The following is a 23,276-nucleotide window of genomic DNA, read 5'->3' as shown; positions in this document are numbered from 1 at the left end:
TGGTATGAAAGCTCCTAAACTAGTAACAGAAGAAATGGTTCGACTTATGGAAGAAGGCTCTGTCATTGTTGATGTCGCCATTGACCAAGGAGGAATCTTTGAAACGGCTACACATGTGACCACTCATGCCGATCCAACCTACACAAAGCATGGTGTCGTCCATTATGCAGTTGGCAATATGCCTGGGGCTGTACCTAGAACGTCAACCATTGCGCTAACAAATGTCACTGTACCATATATTATCGAAATAGCAGACAAAGGCTATAAAATTGCTTTTGCAGAAAACAAGGCCTTATTTAAAGGATTAAATGTCATTGATGGAAAGGTCGTTTACGAGGGTGTTGCTATGGCACATAATCTTCCGTACGTTTCAACCATCTAATAGGCAAGGAGGGATATAGATGACGTTACTAACACTTTCTATCAATAAGGAACGACTAGAAAAAAGAATACATGAGCTTGCGGAGATTGGAAAGATTTCCGAAACAGGCGTTTGTCGCTTAGCACTTTCGAAGGAGGATAAGCAAGCAGTTGACACCGTTAAAAGGTGGATGGAGGATGCTGGATTAGCTGCACGAATTGACCATTTTGGAAACTTAATTGGCAGACTAGAAGGAAAGAATCCTGATGCACCTATTTTAATGGTTGGCTCACATATCGACTCACAGCCATATGGAGGAAGATTTGATGGAGTAATTGGTGTATTAGGAGCTCTAGAAGTTGTCGAAACGATGATAGAAAAAAACATAGTCCCTGATACTCCCATCGAAGTAGTTGCCTTTTGTGATGAGGAAGGTTGTCGATTTAACAAAGGTCTATTTGGGGTCAGAGGAATTCTTGGCAAGCTAGAAGAAGGAGAGCTTGAGAGGAAGGACAAAAATGGTGTAACAAGAAGAGATGCACTAATCGAGTTCGGCTGTGATCCAACTAGATTTAAGGAATCAGAGTATAAAGAAGGAAGCATTGGTGCCTTCTTAGAGCTTCATATTGAACAGGGTCCTATTTTAGAAGCAAAGGGGGTTCCTGTTGGAATTGTGACGGGTATATCTGGCCCACTTTGGCTTTCTGTTGAGTTAGAAGGATTTGCCGGTCATGCTGGGTCTGTTCCGATGTCGATGCGACAAGACGCATTAGTTGGTGCTGCTAAAGTAATTGTCGCACTAAACGAGCTGGTCAGTCAGGACCCAAGTGCGCCAACTGTTGGAACTGTCGGAAGTCTACAGGTTTTCCCGGACTCTCGCAATATTATCCCTGAGAAAGTAACCTTTACCGTCGATTTACGAGATATTGATATTAATAGAAGACATGTGCTTGAAGCAAAACTAAGAAATCAAATCAAGGAAATAACGGAAACACATGGTTTACGTTGTACCATTTCCGAGGATACCAATAGCGAACCAAGGTATTGCTCTGAAAGATTAATGAATATCATGAGGCAACAAAGTGAAGTGATCGGTCTTAAACCGATTGAATTAATGAGTGGTCCTTTTCACGATTCTCTCTCTATGTCTTATGCATGCGAATACGGCATGATTTTTGTGAGGTGCAAGGACGGAATCAGTCACAATCCAAAGGAATTTTCAACGATCGAAGATATCTCACTCGGAACCGAGTTACTCTACCGCACCGTCACCAACTACAAAGGGTGACTGACACCGTTCGTGGACAAATTTCTTCGTTTGTCCGTCTGAGATGAACATATAAACATCTAGTTCTATTGAGCTAGGTGTTTTTGTTCATTTTACGACATAAAAGGAGATTTCTCTCCGAAATATGTAGAATCATATTATAATTAACAGAATCCATAAAGAGTTACATAGCAACATAGCATATTTTACTCTATCGGTTATTAAAATGAATGGGGAGAAAAAATATGGAGGAATTATTATGACATCAGAGAAGCTATTCGTTCAGAAAAAATATTATCAAACCCTAATTGAACAAGAAACGGATTTCCCCGTACGTTCGCTTGGGGAAGCTTATTATAAGGAGCAACAAAAGGACGTACCTGACTTAACACCCATTCGATTCGCGCAAGGGGAACTGTATTTCCTATACAAAGACTTTGAATCAGCGATCTTTAAATGGGAAAGCATTCAAAATGAATTAGCACCATGGGCCAAAAAGAATATCGCTGATGCTTACTTGGAGTTAGAGCAATACTCAACTGCAGAGGAAATCTATAAAAGAGTAAGTACCGAGTCCATCGTACTTCATACAGAAGTCTCGTTACAGCTATTTAGACTATACGTAAAAGACGGTCGTACCCATGAATCAACGTCTATTATTAGCGAAATCATTAACAACCATCCCGACTATCCAGGAGTAACTGAACTTGCCCGTCTCTTCTTTGAAGAAATAGAAGATTGGGCTAACGCAATGAATCTTGCCATGAAAGAATTTATGCGTACCAACTCTCCAGAATGGATCGATGTCATTAAAAGATATTGCGATGAAAAACGAACCACAATTTTCAAACCTGAAGAGTACACGCCATTTTTATCGTACTTGTTACGCCTTGATCGCATTCGATTCGAAAAAATTGTTTTTAAGCTGTGGGAAAATTACGAAGAACAATCAGAGCTACTCGATTGGGTAAGCGAGCTTAATTCATTACTGCTACAATCTGAGCTCCCTGAACAGTTATCATGGAAGCTGTTATCTCAGCAATACTTAAAAACATTTCAGCTATTTTTAAATGGAAAGTATTCCTTGAACGAGATTCAAGAAATCATTCCATTACTGCTGAAAAATTGGATGCGTTTCGCAGATTCAAATCATTTTATCTTTACCGCATGTGCAGCACTTGCATGGAATGAAGTTTTCCCTGGAACGATCAATGAAGACACCGTTACGGAAGCAAACCATGCATTATCCAATTCAGCTCCAAATGGACTAATTGATGTGCACCAGACAAAACAATTGTTCTCTAGTATCGTTACTTGGGCTGAAGAAGAAGATCTTCCGGTAAGTAATAAGTTGAAATGGATCATGGGGAATTTACAAAATAAGCAAAGCACCATTACATTGTTTACAGGAACAAGCAAGCTACAGACAACGATCTTAAGTGATGTGCTTGGACATGAACAAGTAAACCAATTGTCTTCCAAATTAGCGTTGTATAGCTACTTGCCTGAGTCTGAATTAGTTGAAGTGAACTCTGTGGAATCCAAACAAGTAAGCAGTCCTACGGAAATTGGGTCAACCGATCATTACATCCACTCTAAAGGACCTTATGAACTGTTAAAAGCAGCAAACACCTCATTAATGTCCATACCACCGTATCGTGGAACAGTTCAAGAAAGAAGTTCTCTTTCCGTTAACTTACACATGGCTGATAGCATTATTTATGTTTTAAATGAGGAAAATCCCTTAAACGATATGGAATTGAATGTGATAAAGCAAATGAACCAGCAAGCTAACGATCATACGTTCATTTTTATCCTTCCGATCCCAAATGCGGTAGAAGAAGAGACTGGCGTTTCTTATTATATGGAAACCATAAGGAAAAACCTGAATCCTATCTTCCCGAATGCTGACATTTACCCATACACGTCTTCTCAGGCTGTGGACTGGAGTGACATTTTATCCGATATTAACAGCGAGCAAGCCAACGAAAAAAGAACAAGAAAAGAGCTTTACTTTATTAAAGAAACACTTCACTATCTGTTAGCTAAACGAGCTGATAAAGAAGAAAAATTAATCGATGTAATTCAATGGAACAAAGAAATGTTAGCTAAGGTTAGTGGAGCTTCCATGCAGCTTGGTGATTTAGAACAGGAAGTCGGAGAAAGACTGAAGAGCAATTATGTTACGATCCTGCAGGAACTTTCTGCAGAAGTAGAAGCAGACATACCTAATGTACTAAAGACAACAGCTGAATCTATTACGGATCAAAGCAACCTTGCCACTATCCATCTTCAATTAAACGAGGAAATGAACAGGCGCATGGAGGAATATTTACAAAACACCACCCTTCCAAAGCTCTACTCCTCGCTTCAAAAATGGATTGGTCTTACGAAAGAGGAACTTCAGCAGATTCGCGCTTATTTAGACGAAATGGCTACAAGTTTTAATGGCTTATACGGAATTGAAAAATTTCAATTTCCAGTAGATGATCAATTACTTCATGATTGGAGAAGAGACACTGGGCGGTTGACAAGTGGTGTTCAATTAGAACACATCAACATTATGTTAAAACATAATCCAACACAATTATTACTAAAGGGCGCAGGTAAGCTATTCGCTGGCATCGGTCAAAATAAAGCCATGCTGCAGCAAAAATACAAGCGCTATGTGGAAACGGAAGATTATTCAGAAGTAGCAAAACAAGTAAGTAAACAGTTTTTTGCTCCTTATCATTTTTTTGCTATGGCAATACAAAGGGATTTAGAATCGTTTTTTCAAAAGCCAAAGGATGAGTTAACACATACGGCAGAAGACTTAGTAGAAAAGATCAGTCAGTATGAGCAATCTTTAACAAAGCTTCAGCAAAATCCAACAGCTTTTGAGGATCCAATTAAGCTATTCACGGTCCGTTATAAGCAATATGAATTCCTGTTTACTGGACTTCCTAAAGTCAAACAAGAAGTATAATTATTTTCAAGCTGGTGCAAACATATGCATCAGCTTTTTTCATTCATCTCCCCTAAATTTTTGAACAAAATGTGAATACCTTCACATAGTTCACGAAAGTGTGACAAACTTCACAAGTTTTCAACATAAAAGAAGTTAAAATAGAGCTATCAAGTTGATTGTGAATTAACGAGCATAAGGCTCAGGCTGGGGAGGACATAACAAAATGGAAAAACGACATTTAGTTCTTATTGGTAACGGGATGGCAGGAGTAAGAGTAGTAGAGGAGATTCTAAAACTAACACCCGATGCTTTTCATATAACAATCTTTGGAAACGAACCATATCCAAACTACAATCGAATTCAGTTATCAAATGTATTGCAAGGGAAAACAACGGTAGATGACATTTTTCTAAATGAATGGGAATGGTACCGTGAAAATAATATCACTTTATATACAAATGAAGCAGTTGCAAAAATCAATCCACAATTAAAGACAGTCGTTTCTTCAACGGGAAGAATCGTTGCTTACGATGAACTTATTATTGCAACAGGATCAAGCTCATTCATCCTACCGGTACCAGGTGCTGATAAACAAGGCGTAACAGGCTTTCGAGATATCCAAGATTGTGAAAATATGATGGAAGTAGCTCGTACTCATAAAAAAGCAGTAGTCATCGGTGGTGGCCTTCTTGGTCTAGAAGCTGCAAGAGGTTTAATTGACCTTGGTATGGACGTACATGTGGTTCATTTGATGCCACACCTAATGGAAAGACAGCTGGATGAGACAGCTGCAACGATGCTGAAAGAAGAACTTGAAGCTCAAGGAATGAAGTTCTTATTCGAAAAACAAACGAGTGAAATTCTTGGAGATGACCGCGTAACAGGTCTTCGATTTAGCGATGGAACAGAAATCGAAACAGATCTAGTCGTTATGGCGGTTGGAATTAAACCAAATACACAGCTTGCAAAAGATGCTGGTATTAACGTAAACCGTGGGATTGTCGTAAATGACTTTATGGAAACAAATACACCTAATGTATATGCGGTTGGGGAATGTGCAGAACATAGAGAGATCACGTATGGAATGGTCGCCCCACTGTATGAACAAGGGAAGGTTTTAGCACAGAGAATACTCGGTTTAGAGGTTGCACCTTATGAGGGATCGGTTACAGGGACCCAACTAAAGGTATCTGATGTTGATCTGTATTCTGCGGGTGAAATTATTGATGATAAATCAACAAAAGCAATTAAAGTTCACAATGAATTTGAAGGCATCTATAAAAAGATACTAGTAAGAGACAATCGAGTGGTAGGGATTGTTCTATACGGTGACACAAAGGATAGCACAAAATTGTTCCGCATGCTTGTTGATAAAGAAGATGTAAGTGGTAAAACAAGCGCAAGCATCTTAGACTCTGGATGCTGTGGCGGGGGTCAAGCAGACATGAGCGTTGACTCTATGCCAGATACGGAGATTGTGTGTGGATGTAACGGTGTATCAAAAGGAACCATCGTGGAAGCCATTCAAACAAAAGGACTTACAACAGTTGATCAAGTATCTAGCTGTACAAACGCCGGACGTTCTTGCGGTCGTTGTAAAGGCCTTGTTGGTGAGATTCTTGCTTACACATTGGGTGATTCTTTTGATGCAACAAAAGCTAATAAAAAGACTCTCTGTGGCTGTACAACATTAAGTCGTGACGAGGTTGTTGCTGAAATTAAAGAAAAAGGCATGATGAGTACAAAAGAAGTCATGAATGTTCTCGGCTGGAACAACGAGGAAGGCTGCAGCAAATGTCGTCCTGCTCTTAACTACTATTTAGGTATGCTGCATCCTGAAGAATACCTTGATGAACGCGACTCTCGACTGGTTAACGAAAAAATGCACGCAAACATTCAAAAGGACGGCACATACTCTGTTGTTCCAAGAATGTACGGTGGTGTAACGAATGCTGAGGACTTAAAGAAAATTGCTGAGGTAACTGAGAAGTACAATATACCGCTTGTAAAGCTAACGGGTGGACAGCGTATCGCATTACTAGGTGTAAAAAAGGAAGATCTGACAAATGTTTGGGAAGACCTTGGAATGCCGTCTGGTTATGCCTACGGAAAAACATTACGTACGGTAAAAACATGTGTGGGATCTCAATTCTGCCGTTATGGTACACAAGATACAATGCAACTAGGAATCGACCTTGAGAAGAAATTTGAACGTCTAGACACTCCACATAAATTCAAGATGGGAGTATCTGGATGTCCACGTAACTGTGCTGAAGCAGGAATTAAAGATATGGGGATAGTCGGAATCGATGGCGGATTTGAATTGTATGTAGGCGGTAACGGAGGAACCGATCTTCGTGCTGGTGACCTTCTCTTCACGTTAAAGACTGAAGAAGAAGTAATGGAAATGATTAGTGCTTATATTCAATACTACCGTGAAACTGCGAATTACCTAGAGCGTACATCTACTTGGATTGAACGTGTGGGGTTAGATCATGTAAAAGAAGTATTGCAGGATGCTGAAGTAAGAAAAGAATTAACGGCAAAACTTGATCGTTCTCTAACTAGATACACAGAGCCTTGGAATGAAGCATTGAAAAATCAACAAATTCGTGAAAAATACTACAAAACAGAGGAAATTCCAGAAGTTTTAGTCTAATATCGTAAGTGAAAAATTATTATTTACGAAGATGAAAATGATGGGTAAAATTAAATGAAAGGTTTTGGTGATTGATATGCCACAAACATTAACAAAGGTTGATGTCGGAAATTATCAAACTTTAGCACATCAAGCAGGAAAAGTGATCCGACTTGGCGAAAAAGAAATAGTCCTATTTAAATTATCAACTGGAGAGGTAAAAGCGGTTGAGAACAAAAGTCCACATCCAAAGGGAGGCACATTGGCAGATGGCTTAGTTAGTGGAACCTATGTATACTGTCCACTTTATGATTGGAAAATCTCTTTGAATGATGGTAAGGTGCAAGCACCAGACGAAGGACAAGTAAAAACGTATGAAGTAGAAGTAGAGGATAATCGCATTTTATTACTAATATAAAGGATGGGGGCGACTTCGCCCCCATTTGCCTTAGGGGAGGAAGTTTGTATGACAACAGGAAAAGCATTTTTAGTTGGAGCAGGACCAGGGGATATTGGTCTCATTACAGTAAAAGGTCTAGAAGCCATTCAAAGAGCGGAGGTTATTCTATATGACCGGCTTGCAAACCCAAAGCTTCTGGATTTTGCACCTCCAAATTGTGAGTTTATCTACTGTGGAAAGCTCCCTGATCGTCATACCCTCAGGCAGGAAAAAATAAATGATCTTCTTGTAGAGAAAACAGCTGCAGGAAAAATCGTCGTTCGTTTAAAGGGAGGAGACCCTGGAGTATTCGGACGAGTAGGAGAAGAAGCAGAGGCATTAGCTCAAAATGGGCTTTCGTTTGAAATGATTCCAGGAATTACTTCCGGAATTGCTGCGCCTCTTTATGCCGGTATTCCAGTAACCCACCGAGAATATGGTGAATCGTTTGCCATTGTTACTGCTCATGATAAATCAAAAGATGGAAAATCCGCACTCAATTGGGAAGGCCTTGCAAAAGGAATCGATACGATTGCTTTTTACATGGGAGTAGGCAATCTTTCGCATATATGTACGAATTTACTCTCACATGGCAAACCAGCTTCAACACCAGTCACGCTCATACAGTGGGGAACATTTGGCCGTCAAAAAACACTGGAAGGTACACTTGAAACGATCGTTCAGCGTGTAGAGGAAGAAAAGTTTACGAATCCAGCCATCACACTTGTAGGAAATATCGCTTCTCTTAGAGAAAAAATCAGCTGGTTTGAAAAAAAACCATTATTTGGTCGTCAGATATTGCTTCCACGTACAGGGATAAGCACAAGCAATCTAGCAAAGGCATTAGAAGAACAAGGGGCTGACGTGATTGAATTCCCTAAATGGAAACGCGTAAAAATCACTCCAGATCACCTCATTTTATCAAAGCTTTCTATGTATTCTTCCATCATATTTACGTCTCCTGAGAGTGTTGACGAATTCTTTCAAATATTGATGGAAGAGAAAATAGATATTCGCTCAATTCAAGCTGATTTGTACGGCTTGTCGAGGAAATCAGTAAATCAACTGTTGAATAAAGGACTGCTCGCTAATCCAATTGAGAAATTAAGAAAAGGAGGGACTATCCTCCTTATTGGAAATAGTAATAATATAGAAGAAACTAGTCAAAACGTCTTGAATTTTGGGAATTATGATACCTTTACAACCTCAATATCAGAAGTAGATGAAAGCTATCTTCCTATTTTTAAGCGTATGCTTGACGACTCTAAGCTTAATACAGTAATCTTTCCGAGTTCCGCTTCTGTACCAATATTGATAAAAGCACTTGAAAAAACTGATTTTCTAACAATAGATATGGTAAAAGAACTAGAAATATACTGCTTAGGAAATCAAACGATGGATGCGCTTCTAACACATAATATACAAGGGGCAGAGCAAACAAAAGAAGCAACCATCCCATCCCTTGTATGTACTTTAGTTAATAAGTCTGATTCCTAAATAGCAAACGGTGATGAAATGGAGAACTTATATCCTGTTTTTTTAAATCTAAAACACAAAAAGGTATACGTAATTGGCGGGGGACAAATTGCTGCTCGTAAACTAGAAGGATTATTGAAATCAGAAGCGGTCATTACCATCATAAGTCCCACTATAATTGAGTCAATTCTTACCTATGTAAACAATGGTTCGGTTCATTGGATTCAGAAGGATTTTGAACTAAGTGATATTGAGGATGCGTTCTACATTATCTCTGCTACCAATGATCCATATGTGAGTAGTGAACTACAGAAAGGGATCAGTCCCCATCAACTCGTAAACTTTGCTGATGAACACTCCTCTTCTAATGTAATCGTACCTTCTGTCGTTAGAAGAGGGAGGCTTGCCATTGCTGTTACGACCTCAGGTGCTAGTCCAAGCTTATCAAAAAAAATTAAAAATGAGCTAGAGGCCAGATATGGTGAAGAATATGAAGATTATATAGAGTTCCTGATGGAAAAGCGTACCTATATTCAAGAGCGTGTAAAGGACGTAGGTAAAAGAAAAAAATTGCTCTCATTGCTAGTAGAAGATCCGATATTTCGTACGGAAGAGAGAGAAAAGCGCTTCCAAAAAATTTACAAAAATATGATTAATAATTGTGAGTAAGGGGTGCCTTACTCCTTTTTTTTATGGTATAATCTGTTTTTGTAAACATGATGCTAAATATTAATGGCATTTTTAAAGAGAATATTAAATATTTTTTAAGAAAAGACAAGAGTCGTCACAATTTGTTAATAACTATGTTGTACACTATTGTTTGTTACTCGCTACTATTTAAGATATTGACAATTACTAAAAATGAGCTATTATAGTAAAGGTTTTAATGATGAAGAGGTGACTAAATATGCTTAACAAAAAATTAACACATGTACAATTTTATATTGTGGCAATTATTCTTTTGTGGATTAAAACATACGGAGCATATCGATTTGAATTTAACTTGGATCTTGATAATGGAATACAGAAGTTTTTGTTATTTATAAACCCAATTAGTTCTGCAATTCTCTTTCTAGGACTTGCATTATTTTTCAAGGGGAAAAGATCACTAAAGATGCTAGTGACTTTTAATTTCCTTCTTACTTTCTTATTGTTTGCTAACATTGTGTATTACCGCTTTTTCTCTGATTTTATAACGTTGCCAACATTAACTCAAACAGGTAACGCATCGGATCTTGGAGGGAGTATTTTAGCGTTACTTCGACCAACTGATTCATTGTATTTCGTAGACACATTGATTTTGCTTACACTGTTACTAACTAAGCGAGTAACACCGATGGTTGGAAAATTAAAAAGACGACAACTTGCTCTAGTTTTTCTTACTGGTCTTGGTTTCTTCGCAGTCAATCTTGGACTTGCTGAGACAGATCGTCCACAGTTATTAACAAGAACATTTGACCGTAACTATATCGTTAAATATTTAGGTATGTACAACTTTACCATCTATGACGCGATTCAAAGCACAGGTGTATCTGCTCAACGTGCAATGGCAGACACAGACGATATTACTGAAGTACAAAACTTCACAAGAGCGTTATACGCTGAGCCAAACCCAGAATTATTTGGTGTAGCAAAAGGGAAGAACGTGATCTACATTCACTTAGAGTCTGTTCAAAATTTCTTAATTGACTACCAATTAAACGGACAAGAAGTAACTCCGTTTATGAATTCTTTAACGAGAGATTCCAATACGTTTTATTTTGATAATTTCTTCCATCAGACTGGGCAAGGGAAAACTGCTGATGCTGAATTCATGTTAGAAAACTCATTATATGGATTACCACAAGGGTCTGCTTTCTCAACTAGAGGACGTAACACGTACCAAGCAGCACCTGCCATTCTTGGACAACAAGGTTACACATCAGCGGTGTTCCATGGTAACAATCGTACGTTCTGGAACCGCGATGAAATTTATAAGCGACTTGGCTTCGATAAGTTTTATGATTTAAGCTATTACAATGCAAAAGAAGAAGATGTCCTTAACTACGGTCTTAAAGATAAACCGTTCTTCCAGGAATCTGTTTCATTACTAGAGTCAGTACCACAGCCTTTCTATGCTAAATTTATTACTTTATCGAACCACTTCCCATATCCAATGGACCAAGAGGAAGCAACAATCGAAAAGCATACAACTGGAGACACTTCGGTTGATAACTATTTCCAAACAGCACGTTATTTAGATGAAGCTTTAAGCGAATTCTTTACGTACCTGAAGGAAAGTGGTTTATATGAAAATTCAATGATCGTTATGTATGGTGACCATTATGGTATTTCAGAAAATCATAATAAAGCCATGTCGATTGTGCTTGATAAAGAGGTAAATGAATTTGAAAGTGCACAACTTCAAAGAGTACCACTTTTCATACACATTCCAGGTGTTGAAGGTGGAACGATGCATCAATACGGTGGTCAAATCGACTTAATGCCAACTGTTCTACATCTACTTGGTGTAAGCACGAAGGAATATGTACAGCTTGGTACTGATTTATTTTCACCACAGCATGATGCCGTTGTACCATTCCGTAACGGAAACTTCATTAGTGAATCTGTTACTTATATCGATGGTAGACTCTACAATACAGCAACTGGAGAGCGCATCGAGGAAACAGAAGAGATCACTCGCATGAAGGAGCAAACAGAAGAAAAGCTCCGTACATCTGACGTGATTGTAAATAAAGACTTGCTTCGTTTCTATACACCAGATGGTTTTACACCGGTAAATCCTGATGATTATGACTATACAAACAAGGCTGAGACAAAAACAGAAACTGAAGTAGAAACCGATGAAAATGAACAAACTGAAGAAACTGAAGTACCAGCCAATGAAGAGATAAGCGAATAATAAAAACTGCAAGGAGAATTCTCCTTGCAGTTTTTATTTGCTATATTTTCTAACTAAACCTATAAATAGTCGAGTCCCCATAAACGTTAACATTTCAGAGAAGAGCGTATGAATCCAAGACCATTGATTACTAAATTTAATTAATTTCGTATTTTTTTCAAAGACCACCTCAATAACCGTCATAGGGACGCTAAATAATAGAGCTTTTATCATGATTCCTAACACGTTCGAATTATAGGTAGATTGATTAAAAAGTACACAAGTGATCGGAAAGAGTAAATAGTCAAATAAAACATTAATCTGAAAATATTCAGGCAAAAATCGCTTAGGATAAGACACTTTATTCTGTCTAGTTAAGAAGGTATCCATAATACTCGAAAAAAATCCTTTTAATAAGAAAATAATAATCCAATCTTTTGTATATTTACCTTTGATAGTAAAAGGTACAAGAAATAATCCCATTATTAATAAACCCTTTAATATTCTCTTCTCCATACCATCCCCCCATCTCTATAGCATGATGAATTCTTTTCGTTTTCTATTACTTTTCTATTATTACCAAACTTTAATGAGAATTTCATGCGAACCAAAAAGAAGGTCAATCCAGTTAGTAGGATTGACCTTCTTTTTTTATAATTTGAACGAACTCTTTAATGAAACGATTTGATTAAATACGATATGTGATGGCTTTGAGTCCTTTGGATCTACATTAAAGTAACCATGACGGAAAAATTGGAATTTATCATGTGCCTTGATGTCAGACATATTTGGTTCAATAAATCCGTTAATTTTTTGCAATGAATTTTCATTTACGTTATCAAGGAAGGTTTTGCTTTCTGACTCCTCTTCATCCTCAGCGCTGTTGTCTAAGATAAGTGGCTCATACAGACGAAACTCAGCTGGAATCGCTTGTGATGCTTCCACCCAATGTAGAGTACCCTTAACCTTTCTTCCCGTAAAGCCCGTTCCGCTCTTTGTCTCCGGATCATACGTACAGCGGATTTCAACGACATTACCATTCTCATCCTTGACGACTTCTTCACATTTAATAAAGTAAGCGTGCTTAAGTCTCACTTCATTACCAGGGAAGAGGCGGAAGTATTTACTTGGAGGATTCTCCATAAAGTCATCTTGCTCAATATATATTTCTCTAGAGAACGGAATTTGTCTGATCCCCATGTCAGGATTCTCCGGATTTATCTCTGCATCAAGCATCTCTACTTGGCCCTCAGGATAATTCGTAATAACTACTTTTAACGGTCGAAGCACGCCCATCGTTCTTGGTGCTTTCAACTTTAGATCTTCACGAACAAAATGCTCAAGCATAGCAGAATCGACCACACCTGACCCTTTTGAAATTCCTGTTTCTTTTACAAACTCACGAATGGCTTCTGGAGTATAGCCCTTTCTTCGTAATCCAGAAATCGTTGGCATTCGAGGGTCGTCCCATCCATCTACAAAGCCTTCGTCAACAAGCTGTTTTAGTTTTCTCTTACTCATTACCGTATTGGTAAGCCCTAGGCGACCAAACTCAATTTGTTGTGGCTGGCTATCCATTTCACATTGCTCTACAACCCAATTATAAAGAGGGCGTTGATCTTCAAATTCCGTTGTACATAATGAGTGGGTAACACCTTCAATTGCATCTTCTAGTGGGTGTGCAAAAGCGTACATAGGATAGATGCACCATTTGTCACCTGTATTATGATGACTTGCATGTGAAACACGATAAATAACTGGATCACGAAGGTTAATATTAGGTGAACTCATGTCAATTTTTGCACGAAGTACCTTTTGACCGTTCTCGAATTCTCCCTTGCGCATACGAGCAAATAAATCAAGATTTTCTTCAATTGAGCGAGTTCTATAGGGGCTTTCTTTCCCAGGCTCCGTAAGTGTTCCACGATATTCACGAATTTCATCAGCTGTTAAATCATCCACATAGGCAAGACCTTTATTGATTAATAATACGGCTCTGTCATACATTTCCTCGAAGTAGTCTGAAGCAAATCGAAGCTCTTCCCACTCAAAGCCAAGCCATTTTACATCTTCCTTAATAGAATCAACGTATTCTTGATCTTCTTTCAATGGGTTAGTATCATCAAAGCGTAGATTTGTACGTCCATTAAACTCGTCAGCTAAACCAAAGTTAATCACAATCGATTTTGCATGACCAATATGTAAGTATCCGTTTGGTTCAGGAGGGAAGCGGGTAATAATCTCTTTATGTTTTCCCGATTCTATATCCTCCTTAATAATTGTCTTAATAAAATTTGAAGTTTCCAACCAGAATCAGCCTTTCTATGTAACTGTTTTAAATATCTTTTGTCTTTCATTATAATATATCAGCAACATAATTAAAAACCCTTAATATTTGCGATTTGTTAATAATGTCAAGACTTGTTTTCAGAAAATTATTTTAATATTCATTTACAGGAAACTCGATACCTACCATTCAAACGTTTTTATTAGTAAGATTGACCAAATTCAAAAAAGTTTTCCAGAAAAATTCCACTCCTGTAATATTCCTGTAACATTACTATCACAAACAATTACAGCCATACATTCCGTGCTGTAATCTACATGTAATATAAAAGGCTCCTTTTTCTAAGATATATTAAAAATTCCATACATGGTTGTATATAACATCCCCTCCAATTATTAGTTATACCTTTCTAGTAAAATACCAACTATCATTAAGGTATCAACAAGAGCTAACAGGAGGGAATACATGAAAAAACAACTATTTGCAGCCGCAGTGACAGCAGGTTTACTTTTCACATCCTTCAATGGTACAGCGAGCGCGCATGAAAAAACATATAAAGTCTCTTCTGGAGATACTCTCTACCGAATTGCTTTAAACAATAATCTATCAGTCTCACAAATTATGGAGTGGAACAAGCTTTCTACTTCTAGCATATACGTTGGACAAACATTAACATTACTTGCACCCCACACACACGAAACAACAACCACTTCTTCTACGTACACAGTAAAAGCTGGAGATACACTTTGGGGAATTGCGACAAGAAATGGTATGACTGTTGATCGATTAAAAGCGTTAAATAATTTAACAACAAACACATTGTATGTTGGACAAGTACTGAAATTGTCTGGGACTGCACCAACAACAACTTCAAACTCAACAACGATTAATGCTTTGATTGCAGAATCGAAAAAGTATATTGGTGTCCCATATGTTTGGGGCGGAAGTACACCATCTGGTTTCGATTGTAGCGGTTATTTAAATTATGTATTTGCAAAAGTAGGAGTTTCTATTCCTCGAACAGTGGAGACGATTTGGGGAGCTACAAAGTCTGTATCAGCACCTAGAGTAGGGGACTTAGTTTTCTTTACAACGTATAAAGCAGGTCCATCGCATGCAGGTATTTATCTTGGAAACAATCAATTTATCCATGCAAGTTCTTCTCAAGGCGTGACGATTTCTGATATGAACAACACTTACTGGAAATCACGTTACCTAGGAGCACGTACTACTTTTTAATGTGATATAAGTAGAAGAACCTGTCCACACAGTTCATGATTATCATAACTGGGTGGACGGGTTTTTATTTTTTCACAGGCCCATTTCGCTCTGGAACTACATGTTTTCGCTATCGTTGATTTCTTGTTTTAAGTTGGCTCCAAATCGGTTGGAGACACGCAGATCATGACCATCTTCATCTGATGCCACATGTATGATATCTTCAACTGCACCACGTTTGCTTGCTCGTCTAATTTCCGATTCACTACTCGTCATATCTTCATTTTTCAAATGACTCACCTCAATGGATAGTATGTTCTATCAATAAACATCTATTCTGAGTAGAAGATAAGAGATTCCTACTTACTTATGATTGCACCATTTGAGACTGAATGTAATGATACAAAAGCTTTCCTGTATTCTCAATAGACGACTCATGAGTACGCTCAAACGCATGAGAAGAATCGATACCAGGTCCGATTAACCCATGAACGATATCATGGCCAGACCGAATCGCAGCAGAAGCGTCAGAACCGTAATATGGATAAATATCGAGCTTATACCCAATATTATTTTCTTCAGCTAACTCCACCAAATGTTTTCGAAGTTCATAATGGTACGGACCACTCGCATCCTTGACACAGATCGAAACCGTATATTCATCTGTTGATTGACCATCACCCATGGCACCCATATCTACAGCCAAATACTCAATGGTTTCAGGTGTGATATTGGAGTTGCCGCCATAACCGATTTCTTCATTGTTAGATATAAGAAAATGCGTGGTGTAAGGAAGTTCAATCGATTGTTGCTTAATCGTTTTTATCAATTGTAATATAATAGCTACACTTGCTTTATCATCGAGATGGCGTGACTTGATAAAACCACTTTCTGTTCGCTCCACTCGTGGGTCAAAGGAAACAAAATCTCCTACTTCAATTCCAAGCTTTCTAACATCTTCTTTATTTTTCACTACTTCATCAATTCGAACTTCCATATTTTCTTGGTTTCTTTCTGCTTTGCCCGCATCCTTATATACATGAACAGACGTTTGGCGCATTAAAATGGTACCCGTAATTTTCTTTCCATTACGTGTTTCAATTTGGCAATACTCACCCTCAATGGAGTTGTATTGAAAGCCGCCGATTAAATCGATCTTTAGACGACCATTTGACTTAATTTCCTTCACCATTGCCCCTAATGTATCAACATGCGCTGTTAACATTCTGTGATGACTGTCAACACGCCCCTTAATTGTAGCTAGTAAGCCACCTTTGCGATTTCTTTTTGTTTCAACTCCTATTTCCTCTAAAAACTGCTCAACAAATGTAATTACTTCATTTGTGTTTCCTGAAGGACTTGGTATGGAGACTAACTCGGTTAATAAATCTAATGTTTCAATCATATCTATGTACGCCATGCATGATTCCTCCTTTTCAACTAAATAGTAGCATTCGTAATGGAAAAAATACAGCAGCGAGTTTTATAAAAGGATAAATTTGGATATAGATGGAAAACGAGAATTAAAAAGGAGAGAACCGATGTTTAGGGATATATTTCATCAGTCCAGTTTACCACAGGTCATCATTGAACCTGATTTAACATATCTAGAAATCAATCATGCTTTTTGCCAATTTCTTGGTTACACAAGAGAAGAGTATGATTCTCTTACTATTGAAAGTGTGTCTCATCCTGATGATTACCTAATGGATTATCGGCAATTTCAGAGATTAAAGAAGGGGATTATATCTGAATATGAGTTGGTGAAGCGTTACATACATAAAAATGGATCCATTAAAACAGGTCGATTAAAAGTATCTAGAATACGTGACCGTGACACGAAGCGTGTATTTTATTTAGGACAGGTGTACGATCTGACTGAATTCACGAAGATTTATGAGGGATTACGGCAAAGTGAGCAAAAATACCGACTGCTCGCAGAAAACAGCTCTGATATTATTTGTCTACATGATTCTCATGGTCACATTCTTTATATTAGTCCCTCCATCAAAGGAGAGCTAGGTTACGAGCCAGAAGAACTGATTGGCTGTTACTCGCCGAAACTCGTTCATCCTGATGATCAGGACGTTGTTACGCTAGAAGAACAAACGATCGCCTTTCGTGCAAAAAAGAAAAACGGTTCGTATATATGGATGGAAACGGCCATTAAAAAAGTCCTCGATGATGAATGCAATTCCATATCGCAATTTATTACAGTCACACGTAATATTCAAAATAGGAAGGAAACAGACGAACTCCTAAGAAAGTCGGAAAAATTAGCAGTTGTGGGGCAAATGGCTGCTGCCGTTGCCCACGAAATTCGCAACCCTTTAACTCCGATAAAAGGGTTTATTCAGTTACTGAACTCAGGAGCCGAGGTTTCTACTCAATACTCAGCCATCTTACTTAATGAAATCAGTCGGATTGAATCCATCCTATCTGAGTTTCTTTCTCTTGCAAAGCCAACGGAAAGAAAGAAGGAAGCGATCTGTGTAAATGAACTGTTAGAACAGGTGATTCAAATTTTCACACCTCAGGCATTTTTAGCGAAAAAGGAAATTATTTTTCAAAAAAATGGTCAGTCAAATAAAAAGATTCATGGCGATAGCAACTCCCTAAAACAAGTGTTTTATAACGTGTTACAAAACGCCTTAGACGCCATCGAGGAAAAGGGACGAATCATGGTTAACCTTGAAGAAGGGGGCGAGGTCCTTTGTATACGTATAATTGACAATGGTTGTGGAATGCCAGAGGAACGGATCAAACTGATTGGAGAGCCCTTCTACTCTACAAAGGAAAAAGGAACAGGATTAGGTTTGATGACAAGCTACAATATCATAGAAAATCATGATGGGACGATTAGCTTTGAAAGTAAAGAAGGAGAGGGAACGACGGTTACGATTTCGATTCCATATATTGAAAAAGAAGCATAAATAAAAAAATGAGAGCTCATCAACTGTGAGCTCTCATTTTTTTCTGATAAAGTTGTTCAAAATATGGGTGCAAATGCTGAACCACATACCCGAGAGTTAACGTGACAACAATCGTACCTACTCCAATTTCTCCTTTGAAAAGAAGGGCAAGAATAAATGCTGAACCTTCGGCGATCACCCTCGCGAACCCAAGTGAGAGATCAAAGCGCTCATGAATCGCAACCATTAATACATCCATTGGACTTGATGGTAGCTTGGCCTGAAGATAAATGGATATACCTAGACCCAAAATGAGAATCCCACAAATAAGTGAGATGACCTTCAATAGAAGTGACCCCGGGTGATAATGATTAAATAGGACAAAAAACCAAAAGTCAATTAATAAACCAATCGATAAAATCGTAAGACCCGCTAAATATTCCGGCTTCTTTTTTTGAAGAATGGAATTAATAATAATTAGGATAATACCATTAATTAATACCCATGTACCCATGCTAAGGCCAAATACACGTGCTTCTCCAATCGCCAACGCATCCCAAGCGCCAGCACCCAAACCTGCTTGAATGATCAGGCACACACCAAAAGTAAGAATCAAGATGCCACAAAGAAAAAATAAAATTCTGTTTTTCATAAGCTGCTCCTTTTTGTACTTGTACAAACTATTATCTCCACACAAAGTGTGAACATACAACTTGCCAATTGTACTAAAGATGGTCTAAAGCGTATAGTAGAAAATATAACTCACATACTGGAGGTACCTAATTTGGAAAACAAATGCAAACTTAATCATCCCATTGAAGACGTTCGAAACAAATACGAATCTCAAAAAGAGTATTTACCGTCAGACATGATCTCCTCTTTTGAAGCATTTTTTACCCATGAACATACTCAAGACATCTTAAATGATGTGTTTCATTTGTTAAAAAAATACGATCTTTCTTCACAAGAAGAGAGAGAACAAAGAAATAAGCGTTTGTTTATGGTTTTACATAATTTATAAAAAACAGTGAAGCGGACAACAAGTTCGCTTTTGTTTTTGTAACAGGACAAACCCTTGTATCGTCTACTTGTATAGAAATAATTCAAAATTTCAAAAATCATTAAGAGAAGCTATAATGAATATAATGTTTAAAAAATTTGGGGTGTCGACATGAAAAAGGAAGTAAAGGTAGCAATGATTGGAATTGGTGCGATTGGAGAACGTGTTCTACGTAAATTCCAGTACCATTCAGGCGTGGAGCTCGTTGCTGTTTGTGATCAGAATGCTGAAAAATTACAGACGCTCAAAGAAGACCTCGAAGACGTTTCACTCCATACTGACTATGTAGACATGTTACAGAAAAATGAGATTGATTTGGTATATATTGCAGTCCCTCCCAAATATCATCATGAAATTGCTTTATACGTAATAAAACAAAAGAAGCATGTATTATGTGAAAAACCGTTAGCCAATTCATTAAATGAAGCCCTCGAAATGCTCCTAGCAGCAAGGGAAGCTCAAGTTACACATGCGATGAATTTTCCAATGGTGTATACAAATGTGTACCAATTATTTAAAGATAAAGTGGTATCTGGAGAAATCGGGGAGGTAAAAAGAGTAGAGGTTCATTTACATTTTACCGAATGGCCTCGTGCTTGGCAGAAAAATAATTGGATTTCTAGCCGTGAGCAAGGCGGCTATATAAGGGAAGTCGCACCACACTATATTCACATGATTCACGATATGCTTGGAGAACTGCACGACGTAACATCACTTGTCGAATATCCTGAAGACGAGTCTTTGTGTGAAACCTCATTTGTCACACATATGAAGCTTCAAAACGGCGTAACCGTATTATTTAACGGTGTAAGCGGAATTGGACAGAAGGAACATCTCTCGTTTAAAGTGTTTGGAGAAAAGGGGACGCTTGACTTAACAAACTGGAGCCAGCTTTCTATGAGTTCACCAGATAAGCCCACTACGGTTCTACCGATTGAAAGGACCGAGCAGCATGATATTGTTATGGAGATTCTTAATGCCATTGAAGGAAAAGAAGCAAAAATAGTAACGTTTGAACATGGCTATCAAGTACAACAAGTGTTAGAAAAAATGTTGAAAAAATAGCACAAAAGACACCTCGCAGGGTGTCTTTTTTCGGTATTCGAAAGATTCCTATTGCAAGGAGAAACCGATTGGGAGTATGATAATTTTTGAATAGTGAAAATGGAAAAAGAAAGAAGCTGAGTGTATGAAACATTCTTCGTATGAGTACAATGAAAAGCTTAGCATTCAAAATGGAATCGCTTCAACGATCGTCACAAATATTACGAATAATTACTTCACTTTATTTGCCATCAGCGCCTTAGGAGCAAGTAATTATCAGATCGGATTAATGAATTCGCTTCCTCAATTTATCGGAATGTTTGCGATGATTGCGGGTTCGATCCTATTAGGGAGATTAAATGAGAAAAAGAAGTTTACTGCCTTATCCATACTGTATACTCGTTTGTTTCTTTTATTAATGACATTCGTAATATATATTCCTGGTGATTACAGAAGCTGGATTTTTGTCATACTAGTTGGATTGATGAATTTTCCAGGTTCATTTGCTCTTGTAAGCTGGCAATCTTTGATTGGAGATTTGATACCAGAGTCACGGAGAAGTAATTTCTTTAGTAACCGCAATCGTATATTAACAATGGTAGGAATGATTTCAACCTTTATTATCGGGCTATCTTTACAGTATTTTCATCCTTCAAATCCATTGCCATACCAAGTATTATTTTTTCTTGCCTTTTTATTTGGTTTAGTGGAAGTGTATTATTTATTTAAACATAAGGAACCAAAGCTAGAAAAGAAAGCTGTGACCAAAAGTAAAGGACTCGGATTTCATGTATATAAGCACAAGCCATTTTTATATTTCTTAGTTTGTGGATTATTCTTTAACTTTGCTTGGCAAATGGCTTGGTCACTTTTTAGCATTTACCAGATTAAATATGCCATGGCTACGGGTCTATGGATTAGCTTATTTGCTGTTGCCAATCAGGTCGCACAAATTGTCAGCTTTAAGTGGTGGGGAAGAATGGCAGACAAGCATAGCAATGCGAAAATGATGATTCTTGTGTCGGTCGGGATGGCAACCGCCCCTATTTTAAACGTTTTGTCTACCAATCTAGTATACTTATTAATAGTGAACGGGTTGTCAGGTTTCTTCGTATCAGGCACGGTTTTGATTTTATTTAATCAACTGCTAGAAGTAACAAAAGAAGACAATCGAAGCTTATGTATCTCACATTACAATGTGTTATTAGCATTTGTGGCTTTTATTGCTCCTCAGTTTGGGGTATATTTACTTGAAACCACATCTATGGACATGGCCATGACGACAGCAACGGTATTGCGTGGACTTAATGCTTTTCTTTTCTTAGCGCTTTACGTTTTCATGAAAAAAGAAAAATTCAAACAAAACACGCTTATTCCGTCTAACTAACCATTGTTCTAGAATGACCCTTTTCGGTCTATACTAACAAAAAGAGATCGGCATATAAGTAACAAGTCATCTTCATCCGAGGGTGACTATTTTCTTTCACAAGAAATAAGGTATGCAGATAGATGAAGGGGGAATCGCTTGTGGAAATGGAAAGAGAACTTGAGCAAAAAAGAGTTAATGAGATCATAAAAGTAATTGATTATAAATCAAACAAAATCTTTAAGCATCTCGAGAAAGTTGGTGGAGATGCACTTGAAATTAGGCAAAACTTTTGGAATGACGTAACGGTGAATACGGACGAAGCGGATGATTTAGCAGAAACATTCTCAAGCATCAAACAACAAGCCCAGCTTCTATTAGAAAGAGAACGAAGCCAAAGTCAACTCGATAAACAAATCAATACCTTGTTTCGGTTGAAAAATTCACCATACTTTGGTCGCGTAGACTTTTTAGAAAACAACGAACCAGCTACCGAATCTATTTACATAGGAATTAGTTCATTAATGGATGAAAAAGATGAAGACTTTCTTATATTTGATTGGAGAGCACCGATATCCAGCCTTTATTACGATTACTCCCCCGGAGAGGCAAAATATATCACACCAGAAGGGACGATTGAAGGCATCATTGAGTTAAAACGTCAATTTCTAATTCGCAACAGTGTTATACAAGGCATGTTCGATACCGGAATCACGATTGGCGATGAAATGTTACAGGAAGTACTAGGAAATAATGCGAATTCACAAATGAAAAGTATCGTTGCGACAATTCAAAAAGAACAAAATCGAATCATTCGAGATGAAAAAAGCAAACTTTTAATTGTTCAAGGAGTTGCTGGAAGTGGAAAAACATCCGCAGCCTTACAGCGTGTAGCTTATTTACTTTACCGATATCGCGGGAAAATTACCTCTCAAAACATTATGCTGTTTTCACCTAATCCATTGTTCAATAGTTATGTGTCAACGGTTTTGCCAGAGCTTGGTGAAGAGAACATGCAGCAAAGTACGTTTTTAGAATTTCTCTCATCAAGAGTAGGTCGAAAATTAGAGCTTGAGGATTCTTTCATGCAGCTAGAAAGCCTCCTTTCCTCCGAACAGATCAGTTCGTACGAGCTACGAATGAAGAGTATTAAGTTAAAGTCGAGTCTTGATTATAAAAATATTCTTGATGACTATATTCAAAAACTAAACCATTCAGGCCTACAGTTTCATCCGATCGTTTTCAAAGGAAAAGTTCTTTTGTCAGCTGAAGACATAACAGAAAAGTTTTATCGTCTAGATAAACAAGCAAGTATCCCAAGTCGAATGGAAGACCTAAAAGAATGGTTATTAAAAGAAATTCGTAAACATAAACGCG

General features: G+C 37.8%; 18 protein-coding genes and 1 pseudogene. 14 read left to right on the top strand and 5 right to left on the bottom strand.

Annotated elements, in window-relative coordinates; genetic code table 11:
• The 8 genes and pseudogenes from ACGLXV_RS05665 to ltaS form a co-directional block, all read left to right on the top strand.
• Window positions 1–382 (top strand): annotated as a pseudogene (locus ACGLXV_RS05665) (alanine dehydrogenase); the annotation flags it as partial.
• Window positions 383–401: 19 nt separating this feature from the next.
• Window positions 402–1,649 carry a M20 family metallo-hydrolase gene (locus ACGLXV_RS05660; protein ID WP_391557872.1) on the top strand — a complete coding sequence of 416 codons (1,248 nt, stop codon included), beginning with the start codon at window positions 402–404 and terminating at the stop codon, window positions 1,647–1,649.
• Between the two features lie 238 nt (window positions 1,650–1,887).
• On the top strand, window positions 1,888–4,596 hold the full coding sequence (locus tag ACGLXV_RS05655) for a tetratricopeptide repeat protein (protein ID WP_391557871.1): 2,709 nt from the start codon (window positions 1,888–1,890) through the stop codon (window positions 4,594–4,596).
• A gap of 205 nt (window positions 4,597–4,801) precedes the next feature.
• Window positions 4,802–7,237 (top strand): nitrite reductase large subunit NirB, encoded by a 2,436-nt coding sequence (nirB, locus tag ACGLXV_RS05650; protein WP_391557870.1) that lies wholly within the window; start codon window positions 4,802–4,804, stop codon window positions 7,235–7,237.
• Between the two features lie 76 nt (window positions 7,238–7,313).
• Window positions 7,314–7,634, top strand: a complete 321-nt coding sequence (gene nirD, locus ACGLXV_RS05645; RefSeq protein WP_391557869.1) for a nitrite reductase small subunit NirD — start codon at window positions 7,314–7,316, stop codon at window positions 7,632–7,634.
• 48 nt (window positions 7,635–7,682) lie between these two features.
• On the top strand, window positions 7,683–9,152 hold the full coding sequence (gene cobA / locus ACGLXV_RS05640) for a uroporphyrinogen-III C-methyltransferase (RefSeq protein ID WP_391557868.1): 1,470 nt from the start codon (window positions 7,683–7,685) through the stop codon (window positions 9,150–9,152).
• A gap of 18 nt (window positions 9,153–9,170) precedes the next feature.
• Window positions 9,171–9,800 (top strand): precorrin-2 dehydrogenase/sirohydrochlorin ferrochelatase family protein, encoded by a 630-nt coding sequence (locus ACGLXV_RS05635; protein WP_391557867.1) that lies wholly within the window; start codon window positions 9,171–9,173, stop codon window positions 9,798–9,800.
• A gap of 238 nt (window positions 9,801–10,038) precedes the next feature.
• A complete protein-coding gene (gene ltaS / locus ACGLXV_RS05630; RefSeq protein WP_391557866.1) occupies window positions 10,039–12,033 on the top strand; it encodes a lipoteichoic acid synthase in 1,995 nt (664 codons plus the stop codon).
• Between the two features lie 33 nt (window positions 12,034–12,066).
• On the opposite strand, the gene ACGLXV_RS05625 is transcribed toward ltaS, so the two are convergent.
• Together ACGLXV_RS05625 and ACGLXV_RS05620 are read right to left on the bottom strand one after the other, a co-directional pair.
• Complete coding sequence (locus tag ACGLXV_RS05625; protein ID WP_391557865.1) at window positions 12,067–12,528, bottom strand: CBO0543 family protein; 462 nt, start codon at window positions 12,526–12,528, stop codon at window positions 12,067–12,069.
• Window positions 12,529–12,663: 135 nt separating this feature from the next.
• Window positions 12,664–14,319: a glutamine--tRNA ligase/YqeY domain fusion protein gene (locus ACGLXV_RS05620; protein WP_391557864.1), complete on the bottom strand. Its 1,656-nt coding sequence runs from the start codon at window positions 14,317–14,319 to the stop codon at window positions 12,664–12,666.
• Between the two features lie 445 nt (window positions 14,320–14,764).
• On the opposite strand from ACGLXV_RS05620, the gene ACGLXV_RS05615 reads away from it, so the two are divergent.
• On the top strand, window positions 14,765–15,538 hold the full coding sequence (locus ACGLXV_RS05615) for a C40 family peptidase (RefSeq protein WP_391557863.1): 774 nt from the start codon (window positions 14,765–14,767) through the stop codon (window positions 15,536–15,538).
• Window positions 15,539–15,634: 96 nt separating this feature from the next.
• On the opposite strand, the gene ACGLXV_RS05610 is transcribed toward ACGLXV_RS05615, so the two are convergent.
• Both ACGLXV_RS05610 and ACGLXV_RS05605 read right to left on the bottom strand, forming a co-directional pair.
• A complete protein-coding gene (locus tag ACGLXV_RS05610) occupies window positions 15,635–15,793 on the bottom strand; it encodes a hypothetical protein (RefSeq protein WP_162927765.1) in 159 nt (52 codons plus the stop codon).
• A gap of 91 nt (window positions 15,794–15,884) precedes the next feature.
• Complete coding sequence (locus ACGLXV_RS05605; protein WP_391557874.1) at window positions 15,885–16,922, bottom strand: M42 family metallopeptidase; 1,038 nt, start codon at window positions 16,920–16,922, stop codon at window positions 15,885–15,887.
• Window positions 16,923–17,058: 136 nt separating this feature from the next.
• Here ACGLXV_RS05605 and ACGLXV_RS05600 point away from each other — a divergent pair, with 136 nt between their 5' ends.
• On the top strand, window positions 17,059–18,450 hold the full coding sequence (locus tag ACGLXV_RS05600; RefSeq protein ID WP_391557862.1) for a PAS domain S-box protein: 1,392 nt from the start codon (window positions 17,059–17,061) through the stop codon (window positions 18,448–18,450).
• Between the two features lie 19 nt (window positions 18,451–18,469).
• Here ACGLXV_RS05600 and ACGLXV_RS05595 read toward each other — a convergent pair whose 3' ends face one another.
• Window positions 18,470–19,081 (bottom strand): YczE/YyaS/YitT family protein, encoded by a 612-nt coding sequence (locus tag ACGLXV_RS05595; protein ID WP_391557861.1) that lies wholly within the window; start codon window positions 19,079–19,081, stop codon window positions 18,470–18,472.
• 132 nt (window positions 19,082–19,213) lie between these two features.
• On the opposite strand from ACGLXV_RS05595, the gene ACGLXV_RS05590 reads away from it, so the two are divergent.
• The 4 genes from ACGLXV_RS05590 to helD all read left to right on the top strand — a co-directional run.
• A complete protein-coding gene (locus ACGLXV_RS05590; protein ID WP_391557860.1) occupies window positions 19,214–19,450 on the top strand; it encodes a hypothetical protein in 237 nt (78 codons plus the stop codon).
• Between the two features lie 150 nt (window positions 19,451–19,600).
• Window positions 19,601–20,554, top strand: a complete 954-nt coding sequence (locus ACGLXV_RS05585) for a Gfo/Idh/MocA family protein (RefSeq protein WP_391557859.1) — start codon at window positions 19,601–19,603, stop codon at window positions 20,552–20,554.
• Window positions 20,555–20,678: 124 nt separating this feature from the next.
• Window positions 20,679–21,920: an MFS transporter gene (locus tag ACGLXV_RS05580; protein WP_391557858.1), complete on the top strand. Its 1,242-nt coding sequence runs from the start codon at window positions 20,679–20,681 to the stop codon at window positions 21,918–21,920.
• Between the two features lie 146 nt (window positions 21,921–22,066).
• On the top strand, window positions 22,067–23,276 hold a 1,210-nt coding region (gene helD, locus ACGLXV_RS05575), incomplete at its 3' end, for an RNA polymerase recycling motor HelD (RefSeq protein ID WP_391557873.1).

This window comes from Robertmurraya sp. (assembly GCF_036676585.1).
Classification (GTDB): Bacteria; Bacillota; Bacilli; order Bacillales; family Cytobacillaceae; genus Robertmurraya_A.
The sequence above is the reverse complement of the archived record's forward strand: the minus strand, read 5'-3'. Positions and strand labels throughout refer to the sequence as shown.

What these genes read in the sequence shown, in the direction of transcription:
- ACGLXV_RS05660 (WP_391557872.1), top strand. Translation starts at nt 402, where the DNA reads ATGACGTTACTAACACTTTCTATCAATAAGGAACGACTAGAAAAAAGA.
- ACGLXV_RS05655 (WP_391557871.1), top strand. Translation starts at nt 1,888, where the DNA reads ATGACATCAGAGAAGCTATTCGTTCAGAAAAAATATTATCAAACCCTA.
- nirB (WP_391557870.1), top strand. Translation starts at nt 4,802, where the DNA reads ATGGAAAAACGACATTTAGTTCTTATTGGTAACGGGATGGCAGGAGTA.
- nirD (WP_391557869.1), top strand. Translation starts at nt 7,314, where the DNA reads ATGCCACAAACATTAACAAAGGTTGATGTCGGAAATTATCAAACTTTA.
- cobA (WP_391557868.1), top strand. Translation starts at nt 7,683, where the DNA reads ATGACAACAGGAAAAGCATTTTTAGTTGGAGCAGGACCAGGGGATATT.
- ACGLXV_RS05635 (WP_391557867.1), top strand. Translation starts at nt 9,171, where the DNA reads ATGGAGAACTTATATCCTGTTTTTTTAAATCTAAAACACAAAAAGGTA.
- ltaS (WP_391557866.1), top strand. Translation starts at nt 10,039, where the DNA reads ATGCTTAACAAAAAATTAACACATGTACAATTTTATATTGTGGCAATT.
- ACGLXV_RS05625 (WP_391557865.1), bottom strand. Translation starts at nt 12,528, where the DNA reads ATGGAGAAGAGAATATTAAAGGGTTTATTAATAATGGGATTATTTCTT.
- ACGLXV_RS05615 (WP_391557863.1), top strand. Translation starts at nt 14,765, where the DNA reads ATGAAAAAACAACTATTTGCAGCCGCAGTGACAGCAGGTTTACTTTTC.
- ACGLXV_RS05610 (WP_162927765.1), bottom strand. Translation starts at nt 15,793, where the DNA reads ATGACGAGTAGTGAATCGGAAATTAGACGAGCAAGCAAACGTGGTGCA.
- ACGLXV_RS05605 (WP_391557874.1), bottom strand. Translation starts at nt 16,922, where the DNA reads ATGATTGAAACATTAGATTTATTAACCGAGTTAGTCTCCATACCAAGT.
- ACGLXV_RS05600 (WP_391557862.1), top strand. Translation starts at nt 17,059, where the DNA reads ATGTTTAGGGATATATTTCATCAGTCCAGTTTACCACAGGTCATCATT.
- ACGLXV_RS05595 (WP_391557861.1), bottom strand. Translation starts at nt 19,081, where the DNA reads ATGAAAAACAGAATTTTATTTTTTCTTTGTGGCATCTTGATTCTTACT.
- ACGLXV_RS05585 (WP_391557859.1), top strand. Translation starts at nt 19,601, where the DNA reads ATGAAAAAGGAAGTAAAGGTAGCAATGATTGGAATTGGTGCGATTGGA.
- ACGLXV_RS05580 (WP_391557858.1), top strand. Translation starts at nt 20,679, where the DNA reads ATGAAACATTCTTCGTATGAGTACAATGAAAAGCTTAGCATTCAAAAT.